The following is a 19604-nucleotide window of genomic DNA, read 5'->3' on the forward strand; positions in this document are numbered from 1 at the left end:
GGCTTCGATCGAGCGCCAGAGCCATCGCGCACAGGGTGCGCTCCTACAGGCTTATTTCAGATGCTGCTTCACCCACGCCACATAGCGGTCGACGAAGCCCTGCAGGAATTTCTGCGTGCCCTCGCTGGCGATGTGGCCCTCGGCGTCGATCAGGCCGTCGTCCTTGAACTGCACGAACACCTCGGGCTGCGCCAGCGTCGCCACGTCGAGGTAGGCCAGCACATTGCGCAGGTGCTGCTGCGCCAGCGCGCTGCCGGTGCCGCCGATCGACGCGCCGATCACCGCGCCCGGCTTGCCGGCGAAGGAGTTGGTGCCCCAGGGTCGCGAGGCGAGATCGATCGCATTCTTCAGCACGCCGGGTATCCCGCGGTTGTATTCCGGCGTGACGAACAACAGCGCATCCGCCGCTTCCACCTGCTGTTTCAGCTGCCGCCCCGCAGCCGGGTAGTCGGCATCGAAGTCCTGGTTGTACAGCGGCAGGTGATCGATGCGCAGATGCTCGAAGGCGAACTCCTTCGGCGCCAGCCGCTCCACCGCCCGCGCCAGCCGCTTGTTGATCGACGCCTTGCGCAGGCTGCCCACCAGTACCGCCACCTTGATCGTGCTCATGCAGGATGCTCCACAGGGCAAGGGCGCCGCCGGGTGCGGCGCATCCCGCGCATTGGACACGCACGGCAATCAAGCCGCCGTGATGCGCGACGTCAACGCACGTACAACGCGTCGTGCAGCAGTTGCCGGCGCGGCTGGTCCGGCTGGCCCAGCCAGGTGAGCTTGTCCTGCGAGCTGTCGTCGGGATCGACCGCCGGCGTCAGGTTCTCGGGACGTTGCGCGAACAGCCCCCACATCGCGTGATCCTGCGCGTCGTACAGCAGGGCCACGCGCTCGGTGGGGCAATCGTGCGGCTTGCACGCGGTGGCGAGGAGCATGGCCTTGCCATCGACCTGCACGGTCCGCGCCGGCGTGGCCGTGCCACCCTGGCGTACCCAGGCCGGCAGTGCCTGTGCATCACGCAACGCCTCCAGCGTCTTCGTGAAATCCGGACGCTGCAGCAGGTCGTACAGGTAGATCGGCACGGCAGTCGGCGTCGCGACCGCCGTGGTGGCGTCGTTGCCCGCCGGCGCCGCCTGCGTGGCGGGCTTGCCGAGGGAAGACGCCGAGGATGCCGGCGCCGCTGGCGCCTGCGACCCTTGCGAACAGGCCACGCAGGCCAGCGGCACCGTCAATGCGCATGCGAGCATGGAAAACTTCATCGCAAGCCTCCTCGTCATGTGGCACGAGGTTTCAACCTAGCAAGTCGCCATGCAACGCCCGCTGACGCGCACGCGCGCGTCATTTCGCCTGCAAACTGTCCATCGCCTTTTTCGCATCGGCATGCGCGGCATCCAGCGTGGTCGCCTTCAACCCCTGCTGGGCCTGGCCCAGCGCGGCATGCAGGTGGGCCTCGACGGCGGCATCGCCCTTGGCGTCGACGATGGCGCCCTGGCCCATGCCCTTGCACGGATCCGCCGCCTTGGCGTCGAAGCCCTTGCCCATCGGACCGACCAGGCAATTCACCACATGCTGCAGGTGCGCATGCGCGGTTGCGAGATCCGTCGCGCCCAGCGCCATGCCAGCATGCGCGCCGGCGGTGGACATCTGTTTCGAGGCTGCGCCGTTCGCGTCCGCCGCGAACGCGGCGACCGGCAGGGCCAGCGCCAGCAACAGGGCCGGCAAACCACGCGTGCAGTACTTCGTCATGACACGACTCCCGGGCGACGCGGCGTTGGCCGCAGTTTCCCCACTATGCACCCGCCGCCGTGAGAAAAGGGCAAAGGCATGCCACAGGTCATGCCGGCGGCGGTACGGCACAGTCCTACACTGGACACCTTCCCGGATGGAGATAGTCGCCATGGCCCGCGTGGAACTGGAAGCCGATCGCGTCAGCATGCTAAGAGCCTGTTCAATGTCTCCGCATGGCTCGCGTCGCGTTGCCGTGGCCGTCAGGTGGTGGTGCGTGGCGCAGCGCCTGCCTGGCTGGCAGGCCAAGCCGCGCGCCGCCGCATGGCGGCCACGGCAACGCAACCCGAAGGGCCGGGTCTGTTTGCCCGCATCCCGGTGTCATCACTCAGTCGTGGACGGACGTCCACTCCTTCGTTCTTCCTTGGCCTGCGCGCAAACAGCTCCCGGCGCGGGCCATACGGAGACATTGAACAGGCTCTAAGTCCACTGGACGAAGTGCTGGCGCTGCACGGTTCGCTGCACATCCCGTATCGCCACATCCAGACGGCGCATGCCGAACCGGTGCCGGAAACCTGGTTCCGCGGCTTCCGCATCGGCACCAACATCCCCGGCGTCAAGGTGGCCGGCAGTTTCTACAACGGCGAAGGCGTGATGTTCTACGACTTCCACAACCCCGCGCGCTGCCTGACGCTGGAGCTGGCGGACGAGCACTACCGCCGCGTGGTAGTCGAGGTCGACCGCGACCAGGACGCCGCCGCGCTGGCGGCGCGGATCACGGCGCGCCTGCCTCCCGCCGCCGGCTGACCGGCAAGGGCGCCATCACCACGGAACCCGCCGCCCCAGGTAGTCGAGGTACTGCAGCCCCGCCTTCCCCGCCTGCGCCTCCATGGTGTCCACGAGGTTCGGGATGCTCTCGCCGATTTCCAGGCGCGCATCGGGACCGCCCAGATCGGTGCGCACCCAGCCGGGCGCCATCAGCAGCAGGGTTCTGGAACCGTCGGCATGGCGGGCGGCGTAGCTGCGCATCAACATGTTGAGCGCGGCCTTGCTGGCGCGATACACCTCGTGGCCGCCGCGTTCGTTGTTGGCGACGCTCCCCTGGCCGGACGACATGATGGCTATCGTGCCGGCCGGCCGCACGAGGCCCTGCAGGGCCTCGACGACGCGCAACGGGCTCAGCGCGTTGGTGACCATCACGCGCACGAACTCGTCGGTGGAAACATCCGCAATCGTCTCATGGTCGTCATTCGTGACGCCGGCATTGACGAACAACATGTCGAAGCTCCACGACGCCAGGCGCGCGCATAGCGCGTCCACCTGATCCGGATGGTTGATGTCGACCGTCTCGACCGCAAGCCGTCCGTCACTGGCCTGCGCCAGATCGTGCAGGCTGGACGAGCCCGCGTTGCGCTCGGTGGCGACGACGTTCCAGCCGCGCTTGAGGTATTCCTCCGCGAGGGCGAAGCCAAGGCCGCGCGACGCGCCGATCAACAGCAGGTTCCTGTTCGAGGCAAAAGCTGGCATCTACAATCTCCCGTATCGGCACGCCCGTCGAAGGACGACACGCCCGCTTCGTGCCTTCTGCAAGAACGGATGGTAATCCCGCCGCAGCGCGGAAGCTGCGGCGGCGGCGATGCTGCAACCGTGCCGCACACTGGCCAACGATCCACCTCGGAGATTCCCTGCGTGTCGCATTACACCGGCCCCCTGCTCACCCGCCCGACCGCCGCCGCGCTGCTCGCCGCGCGCGATGCGGGCACCGCCGCATGGACCGGTTCGCTGGACCTCGACCGCTCGACCGGCGCTGCCGAATTGCAGGCGGATGGCTGGCTGTGGCGCGGCGAACGCTACCCGTACCCGCCCGCGCTGAAGGAGCGCAGCATCCACTACTGGGACGGCGACGGGTTCACGGCGGCGGCGCGCTACTCCGGCGCACTGATCAAGCTGGTGCCCACCGAATGGGGCGTGCCCACCTTCGAGATCGACGGCATCAAGATGCTGCCCACCGCGCAGGCCTCGCCGCTGGACGACGCGCGCCGCAAGGTGGCGCTGGTCGAGCCGCGCGGCAAGACGGTGCTGGATACCTGCGGCGGCTTGGGCTACTTCGCCGCCAGTTGCCTGGACGCAGGCGCGGCGCACATCCACTCCTTCGAGAAGAACCCCGACGTGCTGTGGCTGCGCACGCTCAACCCGTGGTCGCCCGATCCGGACGCGCCGGAACATGGCGGGCGCCTGCAACTCGTCCACGCCGACGTGTCGCAGGCCATCGCGCAGCTCGCCGACGCCTCGGTGGATGCGTTGCTGCACGACCCGCCGCGTTTCGGCATCGCCGGCGAGCTGTATTCGCTGGCGTTCTACCGGCAGCTCGCCCGCGTGCTGCGCCGCGGTGGCCGCCTGTTCCACTACACCGGCAGCCCGAACAAGCTCACCAGCGGCCGCGACGTGCCGCGTGAGGTGGCACGGCGGCTGCGGGAAGCCGGCTTCGAGGCGCAGCCGGCGCTGGACGGGGTACTGGCGACGCGGCGCTGAGCGCGTTTCATGCCGACGCTGCCGCGGATGGGCGGCATGCCACGACACTCCATCGCACCGACGAGCGATTCATCTGCGTTCGCGCGATGAACCGCAGCTGTCTGCACCGGTTTCCATCCCGTTCATTCGAGGGGTACGCTCGACCTCCCCCCCCGAGCGAACCGGAGCCCCCTCATGGCCTTGTGGAAAGAACCCGTGAAGTCCCCCGCCACCGCGGCGCCCGAAACCACCGAGCAGGTACGTCTCGATATCCCGGACAACAAGCCCGAAACGGCTGCACCGGTACAGCCGGCACAACCGGCGCCGCGTCCCGCCCTCGCGGCGGTGGCGGCCAAACCCAAGGCCGAATCGCTGATCGCGCCCGACCTCACCATCGAGGGCAAGATCGAAGGCGCGGGCCACGTGCGCATCGCCGGCAGCTTCAAGGGCGACGTCAGCGTGCGCGGGGACCTCACCATCGAGCCCGGCGCCAAGGTGACCGGCAGCGTGCGTGCCGAGAAGGTCACGATCGGGGGCGAGCTGGTGGGCAACATCGAATCCGCGGTGCACGTGGAACTGCTGCAGAGCGGCGCGCTGACCGGCGACCTGAAGGCCGGGTCGCTCAGCGTGGCGGCCGGCTCGCGCATGCGCGGCCAGGCCGAGTTCGGCTGGGACGACAAGGACACCTCCCGCGGACACGGCGGCACCACTTCGTGACCATCGCGCGCCCGGGCACGGCCGGGGCGACGCGCATATGCCCGCACTGCCGGGAGACCATCCTCGAAAGTGCGAGCGTGTGCCCGGCCTGCCGCCACAAGCTGCGCTTCAGCGATGCGACCGACGCGGGCGCGGCGGCGTCCGTGCCGCTGCGCGTGGATGGCAGTTTCCGCAATCCCGACAGCGGTGCGTGGGAATACTCGATGGTGCTGACCATCCGCAACGAGCGCGGCGAAGAGATCGCGCGCAAGCTGGTGGGCGTCGGCGCCATGCAGCCGGGCGAGCAGCGCAGCTTCAGCCTGAGCGTCGAGATGCAGGCCGCCGGCGCCGGTGGCAAGCGCACGCGGCCTTACTGACGACGCGGCCGTCGCCTGCTCGCGCACTTCTCACAAGTGCGCGTCGGGTTCGAAGTGCTGCAGGAATTCGTAGCGCGCCGTATTGCGATCGATGAAGCCGCGCGTGTCCGCGCCGATCGCCTGGCGCAGTAGGCCGCCGTCCTTCGGTGCGACGGCCGGCCAGCGCGGCAGGCCCGGTCCGTTGGGGTCGCCGGTCTTGATGAAGTTCGCCCAGTAGCCTTCCATCACGTTCGAAACGCGATGGTCGGTGGCGGTCCACGCATAGACGTGGTTGCCATCGAGGTTGCCCAGCGCGTATTCGATCTCGCCACTGTGCACCGCACCCGCATCCGGGCCTGCGCTGCCATCGCGCTTCGCGGGGCGCGGCTGCTCGAAGTAGTAGTAATAGACGGGTGCCTTGCCGGTACGGCGCTGCCAATCCATCCAGCGCCAGGTCGCGAAAGCGATGAACTGGTCGCCCGACAACGCCGTGCCGGAGGCTTTCACTTCCGCCTCGCTGTTGCCCGGATAGAGCTTCAGTGCCTCATTCGCCTGCGCGCCGAACTGCCGCTGCAGCACGGCGCGGTAGTTCGCCGGCGTGGGCGCCTGGTCGTCGAGCAGGCTCTTCCAGTAGCCCTCCTGCGAATTGGAGCCGACCAGCAAGGGGATGTGCGCCTGCGCGCCGGCGGCATAGATCGCCTCCGGCGAGCGCGGCAGGAAATAGCCGTCGACGGTCGGATTGAAGCTGTCGCTGTCCGATGTCCCCAGCGCCTTGAGCAAGTCGGCCGCGGGCATCGCGCGCAATTCAGCCAGCGAACGGGCACCAAGCTTGCGCATGAAGTTCTCACCCCTTTGTTCGGCCAGCGCCAGCGGTTCGGGCTTCAGGTTGCCCAGCACCGCGCCGCTTTCGCCGATCGCGCGCTGCATCAGGTCCTTCGACAGCGGCGAGGCCATCAGCGCTGACACCGCCATCGATCCCGCCGACTCGCCGCCGACGGTGACTTGGGCCGGATCACCGCCGAACGCGGCGATGTTGTTGCGCACCCAGCGCAGCGCGGCGGTCATGTCGAGCAGGCTGTAGTTGCCTGCGGCATGCCGCGGCGACTCGGCGGCCAGCGCGGGCAAGGCCAGCAGGCCAAACACGTCCAGCCGGTAGTTCACCGTGACGGTGACGATGCCGCGCTGCGCCAGGCTGGCGCCGTCGTAGCGCGGCTCCGAGCCGTCGCCGGCCAGCAGGCTGCCGCCGTAGAAATACACCAGCACCGGCAACTTGCCGGCCTTGCGCTGTGCCGGCGTCCACACGTTGAGGTAAAGGCAGTCCTCGCTCATGCCGGCGGAGCGGAACACCATGTCGCCGTACAGCGGGCGCTGCATGCAGCGAGCGGCGAAATGATCGGCCCTGCGCGCGCCGTCCCACGACGCCACCGGCTGCGGCGGCTTCCAGCGCAGCGCGCCGACCGGCGGCGCGGCATAGGGAATGCCCTTGAACTCGTCCAGGCCAGCCTTCGCGTCGTGGATACCGGAGAGCGTGCCGGTGGCGATCCGCACCGTCGGCGCCGAATCGGAAGCTGCGACCCACGAAGCGGGAAGCACGAGCAGCAGTCCTAACAGGACATGGCACGAACGCGAAAGAGCCATCTGCATGACGGGCACCTCGACAAGAGACAAGGCGCCATCATAGAAGCGGATCGTGCGTGGCGCCTCGTCGGCACGGGCACGCGATGGAGCAGCTTCGTTTCGGTTGGAAAGCTAACGACGCCCTCACCCAGCCCACTCCCCAAGCGGTGCCAGGGGGGAGAGGGCATGTCTCAGCCCACTGCCTTCTTCAGCAGCGCGGCGATGCGTTTCTCCACCTCGGCGTTCATGGTCTTGAGCGCGTATGACGTTGGCCACATGGCACCATCGTCTAGCCTGGCCTTGTCCGTGAAGCCGAAGGTGGCGTAGCGGTCCTTGAACTTCAGCGCGTCCTTGAAGAAGCAGACGACCTTGTCGTCCTGCGCATACGCCGGCATGCCGTACCAGGTCCTCGGCACCAGCGCCGGGGCATGCGTCTTGACGAGGGCATGCACACGGCCGGCCATGACGCGGTCGGCCTCCGGCATCGCCGCGATCGCCGCCAGCACCTCGCGCTCGCCATCTTCCCTGGTCCTGTCCGCGCGCGCCTGCGCCTTCAGCTCCTTGGCATAGGCCTTCATCGCCGCCTGCTCCTCGGCGCTGAAGCCGGCCTTCTTGCCGGACGCCACCGCGGTCTTGCCTGGGGTCTTCTTTGCTGCCGGACTCATCGGATTTCCTCGTCGTGATCGATATCGAAAGGCTCAACGCCGCTCCTGCACACGCAGCAGGTTGCCCGCGGGATCGCGTACGGCGCAGTCGCGCACACCGTAGGGCTGCATGGTGGGTTCCTCGACGATCTCGGCGCCGCTGGCCTGGATCTTTTCGAACGCAGCATCGAGGTCCGGGGTGGCCAACAGCATGATCGCGTAGGTGCCCTTGGCCATCATCTCGGCGATGGTGCGTTTCTCCTCGTCGGTGACGCCGGGGCTGGCGTTCGGCGGGAACAGCACGATGGCGGTGCCGGGCTGATCGGCGGGACCGACAGTGATCCAGCGCATGCCGTGGTAGCCGACGTCGTTGCGCACCTCGAAGCCGAGCGTGTCTCGGTAGAACGCCAGCGAGGCGTCCGGGTCGGCGTGCGGGAGGAAGCTGGCGTGGATGCTGATGTCCATGGCGGTACGGCTCGGTGCGGGAGGAGCCGTCATGCTAGGTCAGGCTCGGCGGCTGGCGCTTCATCCATTCCTGATCGGTTGCGTCCTGACCGGTCGCGTCACCTGCCGCGCCACGCAGGACGGCAGGCCCGCCGTGGCCTGCGCCGCCTCGCGTCGATACGCACCGGGCGACATGCCGACCAGTTCGGTGAAGCGGGTGCTGAAGGTGCCCAGCGAGGCACAGCCCACCGTGTAGCAGACCTCGGTGACGCCGAGGTCGCCACGGCGCAGCAAGGCCATCGCGCGCTCGATGCGCCGCGTCATCAAATAACTGTAAGGCGATTCGCCGAAGGCGAGCTTGAACTGGCGGCTGAGATGACCGGCCGACATGCCTATGCCGTGCGCCAGCGCCTCGACATTCAGCGGCTGCGCGTATTCGCGATCGATGCGGTCGCGCACGCGGCGCAGCCGGGCAAGGTCGCGCAGGTGCGTTGCCGGGGCGGGCTGGTCGCTCATCGGCAGGATCGTCCCACGGTGGGGGACGAGCCTCAAGCGCCGGCGTCTCCTCCGTACCCGACTCGGCGCCGAGTCTCAGTAAAGGGCTCCGTTCGCGCTGAGCGTAGCTCGCGATAGCGAGCGAAGTCGAAGCGCCGCCGCGACAGCCCTTCGACTTCGGCCCTTCGGGCCTACGCTCAGGGCGAACGGTGGTCGGTTACCGAGAGTCAGCGCCAATCAGGCTTTCCGGAGGGAAAAACACGATCAGTCCTGCGCCAGCGGCTTGCGCGGCAGTTTTTCCTCGCGCTGCGCGGCGTGCCAGACGAAGGAGGCGACGATGGCGGCGGCCTGCTTCAGGTCTTCCGGCGAGGAATGGTCGTAGGTGTCCAGGTTGCTGTGGTGGACCTGGGTGGAGTAGTCCAGCCGGTCCTGGATGAACTGGAAGCCCGGCAAGCCCACGGCGTCGAACGACACATGGTCGGTGCTGCCGGTGTTGCGGCTGGTCACGGTGGTGGCGCCGACGTCGTGGAACGGCTCCAGCCACGCCTTGAAGATCGGCATCGCCGCGGTGTTCTCCTGCGCGTAGATGCCGCGGAAGCGGCCCGAGCCGTTGTCCATGTTGAAGTAGGCCGCGAAGCGCTCGTAATCCGCCTTCTTCTGCAGCGCGCCGGTGGGCTCGCGCAGCGACGCGGGCAGCGCCTTCTGCGCAGGATCAGTGGGCTCCGGGTAGGCCGCGAAGTGCTTCGCCACGTAGGCGCGCGAGCCGATCAGGCCCTGCTCCTCGCCGCTCCACAGCGCCACGCGGATGGTGCGCTTCGGCTTCGCGCCCACGGCCTTGAGGATGCGCATCGCCTCCATCATCACCGCCACGCCGGCGCCGTTGTCCGAGGCGCCGGTGCCGGTGTGCCAGGAATCCATGTGCGCGCCCAGCATCACCACCTCGTTCGCCTTGCCGCTGCCGGGGATCTCGGCGACGGTGTTGTAGCCGGGCTGGTTGGCCTCGTCGGTGAAGCGCGCCTTGACGTTCACGCGCAGCTTCACCGTCTCCTTGCGTTCCAGCGCACGCATCAGCGGGTTGTAGTGCTCGGCGACCATGGCCAGCTCCGGCACGCCCGCGGATTCGCCGGCCCGACGCGAGCCGCCGCCGCCCACGCGGATGACGCCGTTGTCCCAGCCGCTGATGCCGATGGTGGCCAGCGCGCCCTCGGCGACGAAGAACTCGTTGATCGCGCGGGCCAGCTCCTGCCGCTCGGTGTAGCGCTTGAGGAAGGTGGCGCGGTCGCGCTTCGCGTCCTTGGGCAGGGCGAAGTCCTGCAGCTCGGCGAGGCCGGCCGCGTCGTAGCGCTGCCAGTTCGCCTCGGTGCCGGGCTTGTACGCACGCGCGTCGTCCAGCAACAGGATCTTGCCCTTGAGCTTGCCCTTGTACTGGTCCAGGTCCTTGCGGGTCTTGATGCTGACGCGCATCACCTCGCCCTCGACCGGGCCATTCGTGCCGGGCGTCCACGCTTTCGGCAGCGCGTACAGCGGCGCAGTGCGGGGCGCCAGCATCTCCACGCTGGACTCGCTGAACTCCCAGCCGCGGCCGAAGTCGTCGAAGGCCTCGTCGTGCACGTTGGCCAGGCCCCAGCCCTTGAACTTCTCCTGGGTCCAGGCATTGGCCTGGGCCATCTGCGGCGAATTGGTGAGACGCGGGCCGATGTCCTCGGTGAGGTGGCCGAGAATGTCCATCACCTGCGAATGGTGGAAGGCCTCCTGGCGGATGCGATTGACCATCTCCAGGTCCACCGGCTCCTGGGCCATGGCCATGCTGCTGAAACCCAGGCACAACACCCACATGCAACGCTTGATCACGATTTACCCCGAATGGCTTGGCGCAAGAATTTTCGAATCTAGCGCCCCGCCCGATCGCATTCATGGGTCAATGGTCATGGTCCGTCCGGCGACGCGGCGCCAGCGTGCCCCATCGATCCGATACCATGACGGCCCCGTTCCGGCGGCATCCACGCCCCGCGCCCGCCGCCTCGATCCGCCCCACGGAGCCGCACCGCATGTCGCCCGCACGCCTCGAAATCACCCGCCCCGATGACTGGCACCTGCACTTGCGTGACGGCGCGGCGCTGCGCGCGGTGGTGGCCGACACCGCGCGGCAGTTCGCGCGTGCCATCGTGATGCCGAACCTCAAGCCGCCGGTGACCACGGTGGCGCAGGCCGAGGCCTACCGCGCGCGCATCCTCGGCCAACTGCCGGCGGACACGCGCTTCCAGCCGCTGATGACGCTGTACCTCACCGAGGCCACCGCGCCGGACGAGGTCGCGCGCGCGAAGGCCAGCGGCTTCGTGCGCGCCGTGAAGTACTACCCCGCCGGCGCCACCACCAACTCGCAGGCCGGCGTGCGCGACCTGGCACACGTATATCCGGTGCTGGAAGCGATGGAACGGCACGGCCTGCCGCTCCTGATGCACGGCGAGGTCACCGATCCGGCGGTGGACATCTTCGACCGCGAGCATGCCTTCATCGAGCGCCAGCTGATCCCGCTGCGCGCGCGTTTCCCGCAGCTGCGCATGGTGCTGGAGCACATCACCACGCGCGCCGCGGCAGAGTTCATCCGCGAAGCGCCGAGCCACGTCGGCGCCACCATCACCGCGCACCACCTGCTGCTCAACCGCAACGCGATCTTCGAGGGCGGCATCCGCCCGCACCATTACTGCCTGCCGGTGCTGAAGCGCGAGACGCATCGCCAGGCCTTGCTGGAAGCGGCCACCAGCGGCGATCCGCACTTCTTCCTGGGCACCGACAGCGCGCCGCACGCGCAGCACGCCAAGGAAGCCGCCTGCGGCTGTGCGGGCATCTACACCGCGCATGCCGCCATCGAGCTGTACGCCGAAGCCTTCGAACTAGCCGGCAAGCTGGACCAACTGGAAGCCTTCGCCAGCTTCCACGGCCCGGACTTCTACGGCCTGCCGCGCAACCGCGACCGGATCGTGCTGGAACGCAAGCCCTGGACCGTGCCCGCCACCCTGCCCTTCGGCGACAGCGTCTGCGTGCCGTTCCGGGCGGGCCAGGACGTGGCGTGGTCGCTGGCCTAGGCACCTCCCCTCTAAACGCCACTCAATCGGCGAAACGGACGACGGCGTTCTCCGCGGGCCATTCCGCCTGCCGTCGCCGGGCCTCCGCCTCGTTCCGCGGCGTCCAGACCGCCTTGCCGAACATCCCCGGATCCGCGTAGGCACCCAGCAGGTCAAACGCGTCGAGCACGAACGGGCGTCCCTCCGAGGCTATCGTGGAAGGCCCATCGGACACGTGGAAATGCAGGTGCGGGCCGACCGACGCGCCGGTGAAACCCAACTGCCCGAGCACCTCGCCTCGATGCACGCGCTGGCCGACCCTGACCGCGACGCTGCCGGGCCGCAGGTGCTCGTAGAACGCGTAGCGGCCGTCGTCGAGGCGCAGCGCCACGTAGTTGCCCGCGTCCTCGGCCAGCGCGTGTTTCGGGTTGCCGGACACGCTGACGGATTCGGCCATCGCATCGCGCACGGCAGCCACGCTGGCGTCGGCAACGGCCAGCACCGCGGCACCGTAGCCGAGCCAGTCGCCCGGCACGTCCGGATTCCCGCGTGTCATACGCCCCGTGGCGTCGACCCGGATGAAGTCGACGGCGAAGCGTCCCGGAATGCGCGCCATGCCATCGACCGTGTTGAACACGCGGCGATGGCCGTTGCGCCACGCGGCTGCATGCACGGCGATCCACGGACCGCCACGCAACGGCGGGCCGAGCGGAGTGCCGGTCGCATACGCCACCGTCGCGCGGGCACCGCGCACGGAGCCCTGCCCGGCGCCGCCCGGTGCGGCGTACGTCACCACGTGTTCGATCGCCGCCGGGCAACGGTCATGCACGGGCCATTCGATGTAGACCACGCCATGGCGACCGGGCGGCACGGTCGTGTCGCGTGCGGCGAGCGGCGCACCGATCAGCGCCAGGCGTCGCTGCAGGTCTTCGCCCGCGAACGCCGCCAGTACCTGCCCGTCCGCCGCATCCACCACCTCGACGCGCGCCACGGCCAGCGGCGCATCGGTGGAATTGGTCAGGTGCAGCTCCTGGAATACCTGCATGCCGGCATCGGTGCGCACCGCATGCGGCGCATCGAGGACGCGCAGGTCGAACGACTGCCGGGCCGACTCCGCCATGGCCGGCCGCGCGATGCCGGCAACGGCCAGCAGACAAGCGAAAAACGCACCCGCCACGATCTTCATGCGCCGCTCCCGCCGCGAAACCGTCATGATGACCTCGCCGGCGGCCATCGCACAGCGCGGCGTGACCAGCGTTGCGCCACGCGGGACGAGCGGCGGCACCGGCGGGACGGGCGCACGCTCCACACCGCTTGGGACTGCCAGCTCAGCGCAACCGCTTTCCCTTGCGCCGTCGCATCCGCCACCAGCGCAGCAGGCCGTAGGACAAGCGCACCTTCTCCTGTCCCACCGGCAGGTCGGCGCGGGCGAAGATCCACGCGGACTTGCTGAAGGCGATCTGCTGCTCGGGATACACGCTGCGGTGGCCGATGATGAGGTAGGCCGCCACGCAGGCGCCGGCCACGTACAGCGTGGCGTCGGCGCCGTACAGCTCCACGCCCATCAGGATCGCGGCGATCGGCGCGTTGGAGGCCGAGGCCACCACTGCCACCAGCCCCACCGCCGCGCCCAGCGCGGGCGGCAGGCCGAACAGATGCGCGAAGGCGCCGCCGGCCACCGCGCCGAGCACGAACTGCGGCGTGACGATGCCACCGTAAAAACCCGAACCCAGCGTGATCGCCACCAGCAGCGCCTTCCACAGGAAGCCGAGGTACGGCATGGTCTCGCCGTGCAGCGCGCGCTCCATCAGCGGCAGGCTGAGGCCCAGGTAATCGATCGGCACCACGATCACCAGCAGCGCCAGCACGATGCCGCCCAGCATCGGCACCAGCGGCGGCCACAGCGCATAACGCTGCTTCAGCCCGCCGAACAGTTTCTTCGCCTGCCGCAGCAGCTCCACGAACAGCCAGGCCACGCCGCCGCACAGCACGCCGATCAGCACGGTCTTCAGGAACAGCACTTCGGTGAACTGCCCGGTGAAGTCGATGACGTAATGCGGGTAAGGCACGCCCAGCGCCCGCGAGACCTCGAACGCGGTGACGCCGGCGACGATGCCGGGAAACAGGAAGTCGTGGCGGATGCGCCCGATCGCGAGCATCTCCACGCCGTAGATCGCGCCCGCGATCGGCGTGCCGAACACGCTGGAAAAACCCGCGCTGACGCCGCAGGCCAGCAGGCGCTTGCGCATCTCCGGATTGAGGTGCAGCACGCGTCCCACCACTGCCGCGAGGCTGGCGCCGATGTGCGAGCACGGCCCTTCCTTGCCCGCCGAGCCGCCGCAGGCCAGGGTGATGATCGCGGCCACGGGCTTGATCCACATCGTGCGGAACGGCAGCTTGCCGTGCTGCTCGTTGACCGCCACGATCGCGTTGTCGTTGAACGTGCTGCGCCGCAAGCGATAGCCGTAATGCAGCAGCAGACCGTTGGCGAGGCCGCCCAGCGGCAAGGCCAGCGCCAGCCACCACCACGGTGCCGCGTAGGCATGGCCCTCGCTGGCGTACAGCGCGCGCAGGAACAGCGTGCAACCCACGCCGACCACCGCGCCGGTGCAGATCGACAGCACCAGCCACTGCAGCACGGTCGCCAGCATCACCAGCGGTTCGGTCAGACGGAATCGTCGCATCGGCGTGGCTGCTGTGGGATGAGAGAGCGGGACAAAACCCGGCGAGTATAACGCCCGCCGACAGCGCGCCCGGTGCGCCGCAAGGCCTCGCCCGGGTCCGCCGACGCCGTGCCGCCACATTGATCGGGACTTCACCAGCCCCATATCCCGGGCAACGTCGAACCCGCGAGGCTCAAGCCATGAGCGACCCGCTGCATCTCGTCTGCCCGCACTGCCAAGCCGTGAACCGCGTACCGGCCGAACGCCTGGTCGCGGCGCCCGTCTGCGGCCAATGCCACCAGCCGCTGTTCACCGGCCATCCGCTGGCCGTCGACGAGGCTGCCTTCCAGAAACACCTCGCGCGCAACGACATCCCGGTGCTGGTGGACTTCTGGGCGACCTGGTGCGGCCCGTGCCAGATGATGGCCCCGCACTACGCGCAGGCCGCCGCGCAACTCGAACCGCACGTGCGCCTGCTCAAGGTCGACACCGACGCCGAGCAGGCGCTGGGCGCCCGCTACGCGATCCGCAGCATCCCCACCCTCGCGCTGTTCAAGGGTGGCCGCGAAGTGGCGCGGCAGGCCGGCGCGATGCAGGCCGCGGGCATCGTGCAGTGGGCGCGGGCACAGGGCGCGTGACGGGCTGACTCCCCATCCCTGGCGGCGCGAGTCATCGCAACCGAGGGGCTCATGCCGCGAGCCTTCGACCCGGGAAGCGGTCGACAACCCTCGGCGCGACGCCGGACCCGGCGGAGATGGTTACCATGGTCCGCCCTCCGACCAACTCGCAGCCCATGACTTCCCAGGCACGACAACCCGAAAAAGGCAGTCCCGTCACCGGCCCGTCGCTGCTCGAGGATGTGAGCCTGCCGGCCGCGGTGATCCTCGATTCGGCGCTGGCCAACAACATCGCCTGGATGCAGCGCTACGCCGACGACCACGGCGCGCAGTTCGCGCCGCACGGCAAGACCACGATGACGCCGGCGCTGTTCCGCCGCCAGCTCGATGCCGGCGCCTGGGGCATCACGCTGGCCACCGCCGTGCAGTGCGCCGTGGCCTTCGAACACGGCGCCACGCGCCTGCTGATGGCGAACCAGCTCGTCGGCGCACCGAACATGGCGATCGTCGCCGGCCTGATCGGGCGCGGCGCGGACTACTGCTGCGTGGTCGACAGCGCGGCCAACGTCGCGGCGCTGGACCGGTTTTTCGGGGAGCGCGGCCTGACCTTGAACGTGCTGGTCGAACTCGGCGTGCCCGGCGGCCGTTGCGGGGTGCGCGACGAAGCCGCGCTCGCAACACTGGTCGATGCCATCGCGGCCGCGCCGGCACTCGCGCTCTGCGGCATCGAAGGCTACGAGGGATTGATCGGCGGCGAACATGCGGCCGACGATGTCCGCGCCTACGCCCGGCGACTCGTCGCCACCCTGCGCGGACTGATGGATGCGGGAACGTTTGCCGATCGCAAGCCGATCGTGACGGCGGCGGGTTCGCAATGGTTCGACCTGATCGCCGAGGCGTTCGACCAGGCGGACCTGCGCGAGCACTGCACGCCGGTCCTGCGTCCCGGCTGCTATGTCGTCCACGACCATCGCTCGTATCGCGACGCGATGGCCGAAGTGAAGGCGCGCGACCCGGAACTCGAAGGCGAGCTGCAACCCGCGCTGGCCGTGTTCGCCCACGTGCAATCGCTGCCCGAGCCCGGCCTGGCGGTCGTCGCGATGGGCAAGCGCGACATTTCCTGCGATCCCGACCTGCCGATCCCGCTGCAACGGCACCGCCCCGGCGAACCGGCGCATCCGCTTCGGCACTGCACGACCCGCAAGGTGATGGACCAGCACACCATGCTGGCTATCCCCGCCGACGCCGACCTGCGCGTCGGCGACATCGTTTCGTTCGGCGCCTCCCACCCCTGCCTGACGTTCGACAAGTGGCGGCAGGTGCTGCGCGTCGACGACGAACTGCGCGTGCTGGAAGTGATACCGACGTTCTTCTAGCGCCTCTGCCACGGGCGCTGTCGCAACCGGGATCGTTACCGTCTGTCCAGCGGCGCCAACCACGGGTGGTCGGGACGCGAGCGGCTGTCCAGTCGATTGCTGTTGCCGGGGCAACCCACGCCTTCGGTGGCAGACGTCAGGCGCCCGTCGCGCGACTGGATGGCGGCGCGGTAGCAGCTGCCCAGCGAGTCGGTGAACGACACCAGCTCTTCGCCCGCTTCGTCGTACGCGAAGTCGGTGTGGTCGAGCGGATCGGGGATGGCCTTGCCCGGGGCGTGGTCGTGGGTGGCGAGGTTCTCGTCCAGTACGGCGTGGTAGCTCGCGCCCTGCGCATTCGTACGATGCGTCTCAATGCGATGGCCCAGCTTCATCGCCACGAAGGCCGTGAAGTCCTGCCCGGTGGTGATCATGGTCTTCTGCACGGAGAGATACAGCGGGTCGCGCTGTTCTACCGTATAGCCGTCCAGATGCTTGCCATCCAGTTGGCGCTCCATGGCCACCTTCATCGTACCCACCTGGTCGACGGTTTCGTCGTAGCGCTTGTCGCCCGGCCGCGCAAAATTCATGTGATTGTGGAAGCCGCTGGTGTACTGCACGGTGGTGGTCAGGTCCCCGTGCAGCGTGTGCAGGCGCCCGACGATCACGCCGGATTGCGACTGGTCGGTGTCTATCGTTCCCACAATGCGGCCCGCGGCATCGGCATGCAGGGTGTCGTGCACCACCAGCCCGGCGGGTTGCTGCGCGGCCAGCGTGTCCTGTGTCACCTCGCCGCTCAACTTGCTGGCGTGCGGATCGAGATAGACCAGCAGGTTCGCCGCCACGTTGAAGAAGTGGTGTGCGCCCGGCACGCGCACCGCCACCGCATGCGGCTTGCCGTCGTCGAACAGGCCGGCGAACGGCGTCAGGTCCACCCGCGTCGGAATGAAGTTGGCCGTCTGGAAGGCCGGTGTGGGCAACCACAGGCGCGGCTCGATGCCGCCGGTGAAGATCCACGGATACACCGGCGCCAACCCGGCCGGCTGGCCGTCCACCAGCACTTCCACGCCGCGGAAGCTGCCGCCATCGCAGGCTTCGAACGACTCCAGCGAGTAGTCGCGCGTCTTCTCCAGATAAGCGTTGTCCACGCAGATGTACCAGCGCTCGTCGAACCCCTGGCTTTGCGCGATCACATCGAGATACGCGCGCTCCACGTTGCGCGGGAAAGTGATTTCGCGCGACAGGCTCTGCTGCGGATTGTCGAGCGCGGCCTGCTGACCGCGCGGATCGCCGCTCATCGGATAGACACGATCCGCGGACGCCATGGCCGGCTGTCCGTCGCTCGCCGGATAGAACAGCAGGCGTGCGTCCACGTAGATCGGCTGGTTGGTCGCCGGGCTTATCCAGTTGTTGAGGATCAGCTGCCCCGGCTGCGCCTGCCGGAACAGCGCGGCGTAGTCGCTGAGGTCGCGCTCGACGTGCCAGTGCTGGGCCACGCCCGGCTCGGGCTCGATGGTGGTGCCGAAATACAGGTTCACGCCGCCCAGCCACAGCGCCACGGTGCGGTCGAACTGGCGCCCGGCCGGCACCGAGAAATCCGCCTCCAGCACCACCTTGCTCCAGCCATCCGCGCAACCCTTGGGCGGCGCGAACTCGAAGCGATGCGGGCGCGCGGCCATCGACGAGCCATCGCCCTGGTCGTCGAACGCTTCATGGGAGAACAACGTCACCGTGCAGGGCTTGGCCGCCGGCCGCGACACCGGCGGCTCGGCCGTGGCCACCACGCGCGAACCCAGCTCGAACCGCGCCGCGGTGGCTGCATGCAAGGCCGCCGCCGACACCGCGCACGTCGCCAGCAATGCGACGCATCCTGGCAGCCATCGCCGCAGTCCACCCTTCCTCTTGTTCGCCACTGTCGATGCTCCCCGTTCTCGGGCCGTCCGCCATGGAGGGGTCATCGTGGCACGGCCTCCGGTTTGAACGGGGCAAACCCGGCGTGGCGCGCGATCGAAACGTCGGCCCGGTCCGGAAACCTAGCCGAACGGCCGCTCGATCGACGGGCTCTGCGGCGTGAACCAGCGCGCGCCGTCGGCGCCGACGTGCATGTCGTCCTCCAGCCGCACGCCGAACTCGCCGGGGATGTAGATGCCGGGTTCGTCGCTGAAGCACATGCCGGCCTCGATCTTCCGCGGGTTGCCCTCGACGAGGTAATACCACTCGTGCATGTCCATGCCGATGCCGTGGCCGAGGCGGTGCGAGAAATACGTGTAGCCGGGGCCGTAGCCGGCATCGACGATGACCTTGCGCGCGGCGGCGTCCACCGACTCCATCGCCGCGCCCGGATGCGCGGCCGCGAGCGCGGCGCGTTGCGCCTTCGCCACGACGTCGAACACCCGCTTCATCTGGTCGCTGGCCTTGCCCAGCGTGAAGGTGCGGGTGATGTCGCTCTGGTAGCCCTCCACGTAGCAGCCGTCGTCCAGCATCACCGGCGTGGCGTCGCGGATCACCTGCGGCTCGCGCGAGCCGTGCGGCAGCGCGGTGTAGGTGCCGACGTTGATGCTGGCCTCGCCACGCAGGCCCATGCGCGCGTAGCCGGCGTCCACCCACGCCGCGATGTGCTGCTGGGTCATGCCGGGTTCCAGGCTCTGCCAGATCGCCTTGTACAAGGCCAGCGTGGCGTTGTTCGCCACCTGCATCAGCGCGAGTTCCGCGGGACTCTTGATCGCGCGGCAGCCCGCGGTGACCGGCGTCGCCGGCGCCAGCTTCGCCTGCGGCATCGCCGCGGCGATGCCGGTGGAGCGGAAGAACGGCACCTTCTCCTCGATGCCCAGCGTGCCGGTGCTGGCGCCGTGCTCGCGCATCAGCTGCGCGATCAGCGCGTACGGGCTCTCGTTCTCCTGCCAGGTGCGCACGTCGTGGCCGAAGCGGATCTGCTCCAGCGCGCGGCTGCGTTCGAACGCGGGCGTGATGTACACCGGGTCGCCCGAGCGCGGCAGCAGCATGCCCATCAGGCGCTCGCTGGTCCACCAGCGCATGCCGGTGTAGTAGTCCAGCGTGGTGCCGCCATCGAGGTAGATGGCGTCCATGCCGTGCCGGCCCATCAGCTCCTGCGCCTTCGCGAGGCGCGCGCGGCGCTCATCGTCGGTGATCGGCACGACCTGCGACTTCACCGGCTGCAGCGCGAGGATAGCCGCCGGCAGCTTGATGCCGCCGACTTCTGCGGCCTTCGCCCCGGCGCCCAGCATCGCCACCGGCAGCGCCGCCGCGCCCAGCGCCGTGGATTGCAGGAAGCGGCGGCGGCCGGGGTGCATCGCGTCGTGGCGCTTGCTCATGGGTTCGCTCTCGTCCGGGACCGGGCCGATATTGCGGCACGGCCACGGGCGGTTCGCCACTGGCAAAAGGCATGGCCACCCGCGCGATTCGCCGCG

The 19604-nt window shown here is 68.9% G+C and carries 20 protein-coding genes; 7 read left to right on the forward strand and 13 right to left on the reverse strand.

Annotation, left to right across the window (positions count from 1 at the left end):
• Window positions 1-51: 51 nt before the first annotated feature.
• From AB7878_RS02420 to AB7878_RS02430, 3 genes are all read right to left on the reverse strand, one after another.
• A complete protein-coding gene (locus tag AB7878_RS02420) occupies window positions 52-609 on the reverse strand; it encodes an NADPH-dependent FMN reductase (protein WP_369492826.1) in 558 nt (185 codons plus the stop codon).
• 92 nt (window positions 610-701) lie between these two features.
• On the reverse strand, window positions 702-1250 hold the full coding sequence (locus tag AB7878_RS02425) for an Ivy family c-type lysozyme inhibitor (protein ID WP_369492827.1): 549 nt from the start codon (window positions 1248-1250) through the stop codon (window positions 702-704).
• A 79-nt stretch (window positions 1251-1329) separates the two neighbouring features.
• Window positions 1330-1737 carry a hypothetical protein gene (locus tag AB7878_RS02430; RefSeq protein ID WP_369492828.1) on the reverse strand — a complete coding sequence of 136 codons (408 nt, stop codon included), beginning with the start codon at window positions 1735-1737 and terminating at the stop codon, window positions 1330-1332.
• 477 nt (window positions 1738-2214) lie between these two features.
• Between AB7878_RS02430 and AB7878_RS02435 the strand changes: the two genes are divergently transcribed.
• On the forward strand, window positions 2215-2523 hold the full coding sequence (locus tag AB7878_RS02435) for a hypothetical protein (RefSeq protein ID WP_369492829.1): 309 nt from the start codon (window positions 2215-2217) through the stop codon (window positions 2521-2523).
• Window positions 2524-2538: 15 nt separating this feature from the next.
• Here the strand turns inward: AB7878_RS02435 and AB7878_RS02440 are convergent, their stop codons facing one another.
• Window positions 2539-3210 (reverse strand): SDR family oxidoreductase, encoded by a 672-nt coding sequence (locus AB7878_RS02440; protein ID WP_369492830.1) that lies wholly within the window; start codon window positions 3208-3210, stop codon window positions 2539-2541.
• Window positions 3211-3405: 195 nt separating this feature from the next.
• Between AB7878_RS02440 and AB7878_RS02445 the strand changes: the two genes are divergently transcribed.
• From AB7878_RS02445 to AB7878_RS02455, 3 genes are all read left to right on the forward strand, one after another.
• Window positions 3406-4248, forward strand: coding sequence for a class I SAM-dependent methyltransferase (locus AB7878_RS02445; RefSeq protein WP_369492831.1), 843 nt, complete (start codon window positions 3406-3408; stop codon window positions 4246-4248).
• Between the two features lie 174 nt (window positions 4249-4422).
• Window positions 4423-4944, forward strand: coding sequence for a bactofilin family protein (locus AB7878_RS02450; RefSeq protein ID WP_439653759.1), 522 nt, complete (start codon window positions 4423-4425; stop codon window positions 4942-4944).
• Window positions 4941-5300, forward strand: coding sequence for a hypothetical protein (locus tag AB7878_RS02455; RefSeq protein ID WP_369492832.1), 360 nt, complete (start codon window positions 4941-4943; stop codon window positions 5298-5300). The genes AB7878_RS02450 and AB7878_RS02455 overlap by 4 nt, the downstream gene beginning before the upstream one ends.
• 30 nt (window positions 5301-5330) lie before the next feature.
• Here AB7878_RS02455 and AB7878_RS02460 read toward each other — a convergent pair whose 3' ends face one another.
• The 5 genes from AB7878_RS02460 to AB7878_RS02480 all read right to left on the reverse strand — a co-directional run bounded on the left by AB7878_RS02460 (window position 5331) and on the right by AB7878_RS02480 (window position 10315).
• The gene (locus tag AB7878_RS02460; protein WP_369492833.1) at window positions 5331-6827 is read right to left on the reverse strand and encodes a carboxylesterase/lipase family protein; all 1497 of its coding nucleotides are present in this window, start codon (window positions 6825-6827) and stop codon (window positions 5331-5333) included.
• Between the two features lie 260 nt (window positions 6828-7087).
• The gene (locus tag AB7878_RS02465) at window positions 7088-7561 is read right to left on the reverse strand and encodes an iron chaperone (RefSeq protein ID WP_369492834.1); all 474 of its coding nucleotides are present in this window, start codon (window positions 7559-7561) and stop codon (window positions 7088-7090) included.
• 33 nt (window positions 7562-7594) lie between these two features.
• Window positions 7595-8005 carry a VOC family protein gene (locus AB7878_RS02470; protein ID WP_369492835.1) on the reverse strand — a complete coding sequence of 137 codons (411 nt, stop codon included), beginning with the start codon at window positions 8003-8005 and terminating at the stop codon, window positions 7595-7597.
• A 60-nt stretch (window positions 8006-8065) separates the two neighbouring features.
• The gene (locus AB7878_RS02475; protein WP_369492836.1) at window positions 8066-8500 is read right to left on the reverse strand and encodes a helix-turn-helix transcriptional regulator; all 435 of its coding nucleotides are present in this window, start codon (window positions 8498-8500) and stop codon (window positions 8066-8068) included.
• A gap of 243 nt (window positions 8501-8743) precedes the next feature.
• Window positions 8744-10315, reverse strand: a complete 1572-nt coding sequence (locus AB7878_RS02480; RefSeq protein ID WP_369495705.1) for a M28 family metallopeptidase — start codon at window positions 10313-10315, stop codon at window positions 8744-8746.
• A 212-nt stretch (window positions 10316-10527) separates the two neighbouring features.
• Here AB7878_RS02480 and pyrC point away from each other — a divergent pair, with 212 nt between their 5' ends.
• Entirely contained in the window at window positions 10528-11565 is a 1038-nt protein-coding gene (gene pyrC, locus AB7878_RS02485; RefSeq protein WP_369492837.1) for a dihydroorotase, read from the forward strand.
• A 22-nt stretch (window positions 11566-11587) separates the two neighbouring features.
• On the opposite strand, the gene AB7878_RS02490 is transcribed toward pyrC, so the two are convergent.
• Together AB7878_RS02490 and AB7878_RS02495 are read right to left on the reverse strand one after the other, a co-directional pair.
• Complete coding sequence (locus tag AB7878_RS02490; RefSeq protein ID WP_369492838.1) at window positions 11588-12778, reverse strand: M23 family metallopeptidase; 1191 nt, start codon at window positions 12776-12778, stop codon at window positions 11588-11590.
• A gap of 94 nt (window positions 12779-12872) precedes the next feature.
• The gene (locus AB7878_RS02495; RefSeq protein ID WP_369492839.1) at window positions 12873-14228 is read right to left on the reverse strand and encodes a chloride channel protein; all 1356 of its coding nucleotides are present in this window, start codon (window positions 14226-14228) and stop codon (window positions 12873-12875) included.
• Window positions 14229-14407: 179 nt separating this feature from the next.
• On the opposite strand from AB7878_RS02495, the gene trxC reads away from it, so the two are divergent.
• Together trxC and AB7878_RS02505 are read left to right on the forward strand one after the other, a co-directional pair.
• The gene (gene trxC / locus AB7878_RS02500; RefSeq protein WP_369492840.1) at window positions 14408-14845 is read left to right on the forward strand and encodes a thioredoxin TrxC; all 438 of its coding nucleotides are present in this window, start codon (window positions 14408-14410) and stop codon (window positions 14843-14845) included.
• 155 nt (window positions 14846-15000) lie between these two features.
• Complete coding sequence (locus AB7878_RS02505; RefSeq protein WP_369492841.1) at window positions 15001-16200, forward strand: amino acid deaminase; 1200 nt, start codon at window positions 15001-15003, stop codon at window positions 16198-16200.
• Window positions 16201-16235: 35 nt separating this feature from the next.
• Here AB7878_RS02505 and AB7878_RS02510 read toward each other — a convergent pair whose 3' ends face one another.
• Both AB7878_RS02510 and AB7878_RS02515 read right to left on the reverse strand, forming a co-directional pair.
• Window positions 16236-18035 carry a peptide-N4-asparagine amidase gene (locus AB7878_RS02510; RefSeq protein WP_369492842.1) on the reverse strand — a complete coding sequence of 600 codons (1800 nt, stop codon included), beginning with the start codon at window positions 18033-18035 and terminating at the stop codon, window positions 16236-16238.
• A 174-nt stretch (window positions 18036-18209) separates the two neighbouring features.
• Complete coding sequence (locus AB7878_RS02515; protein ID WP_369492843.1) at window positions 18210-19508, reverse strand: M24 family metallopeptidase; 1299 nt, start codon at window positions 19506-19508, stop codon at window positions 18210-18212.
• Between the last annotated feature and the right edge of the window lie 96 nt (window positions 19509-19604).

The sequence above is a fragment of the Rhodanobacter humi genome (assembly GCF_041107455.1).
In the GTDB taxonomy this organism is placed as follows: Bacteria; Pseudomonadota; Gammaproteobacteria; order Xanthomonadales; family Rhodanobacteraceae; genus Rhodanobacter_A.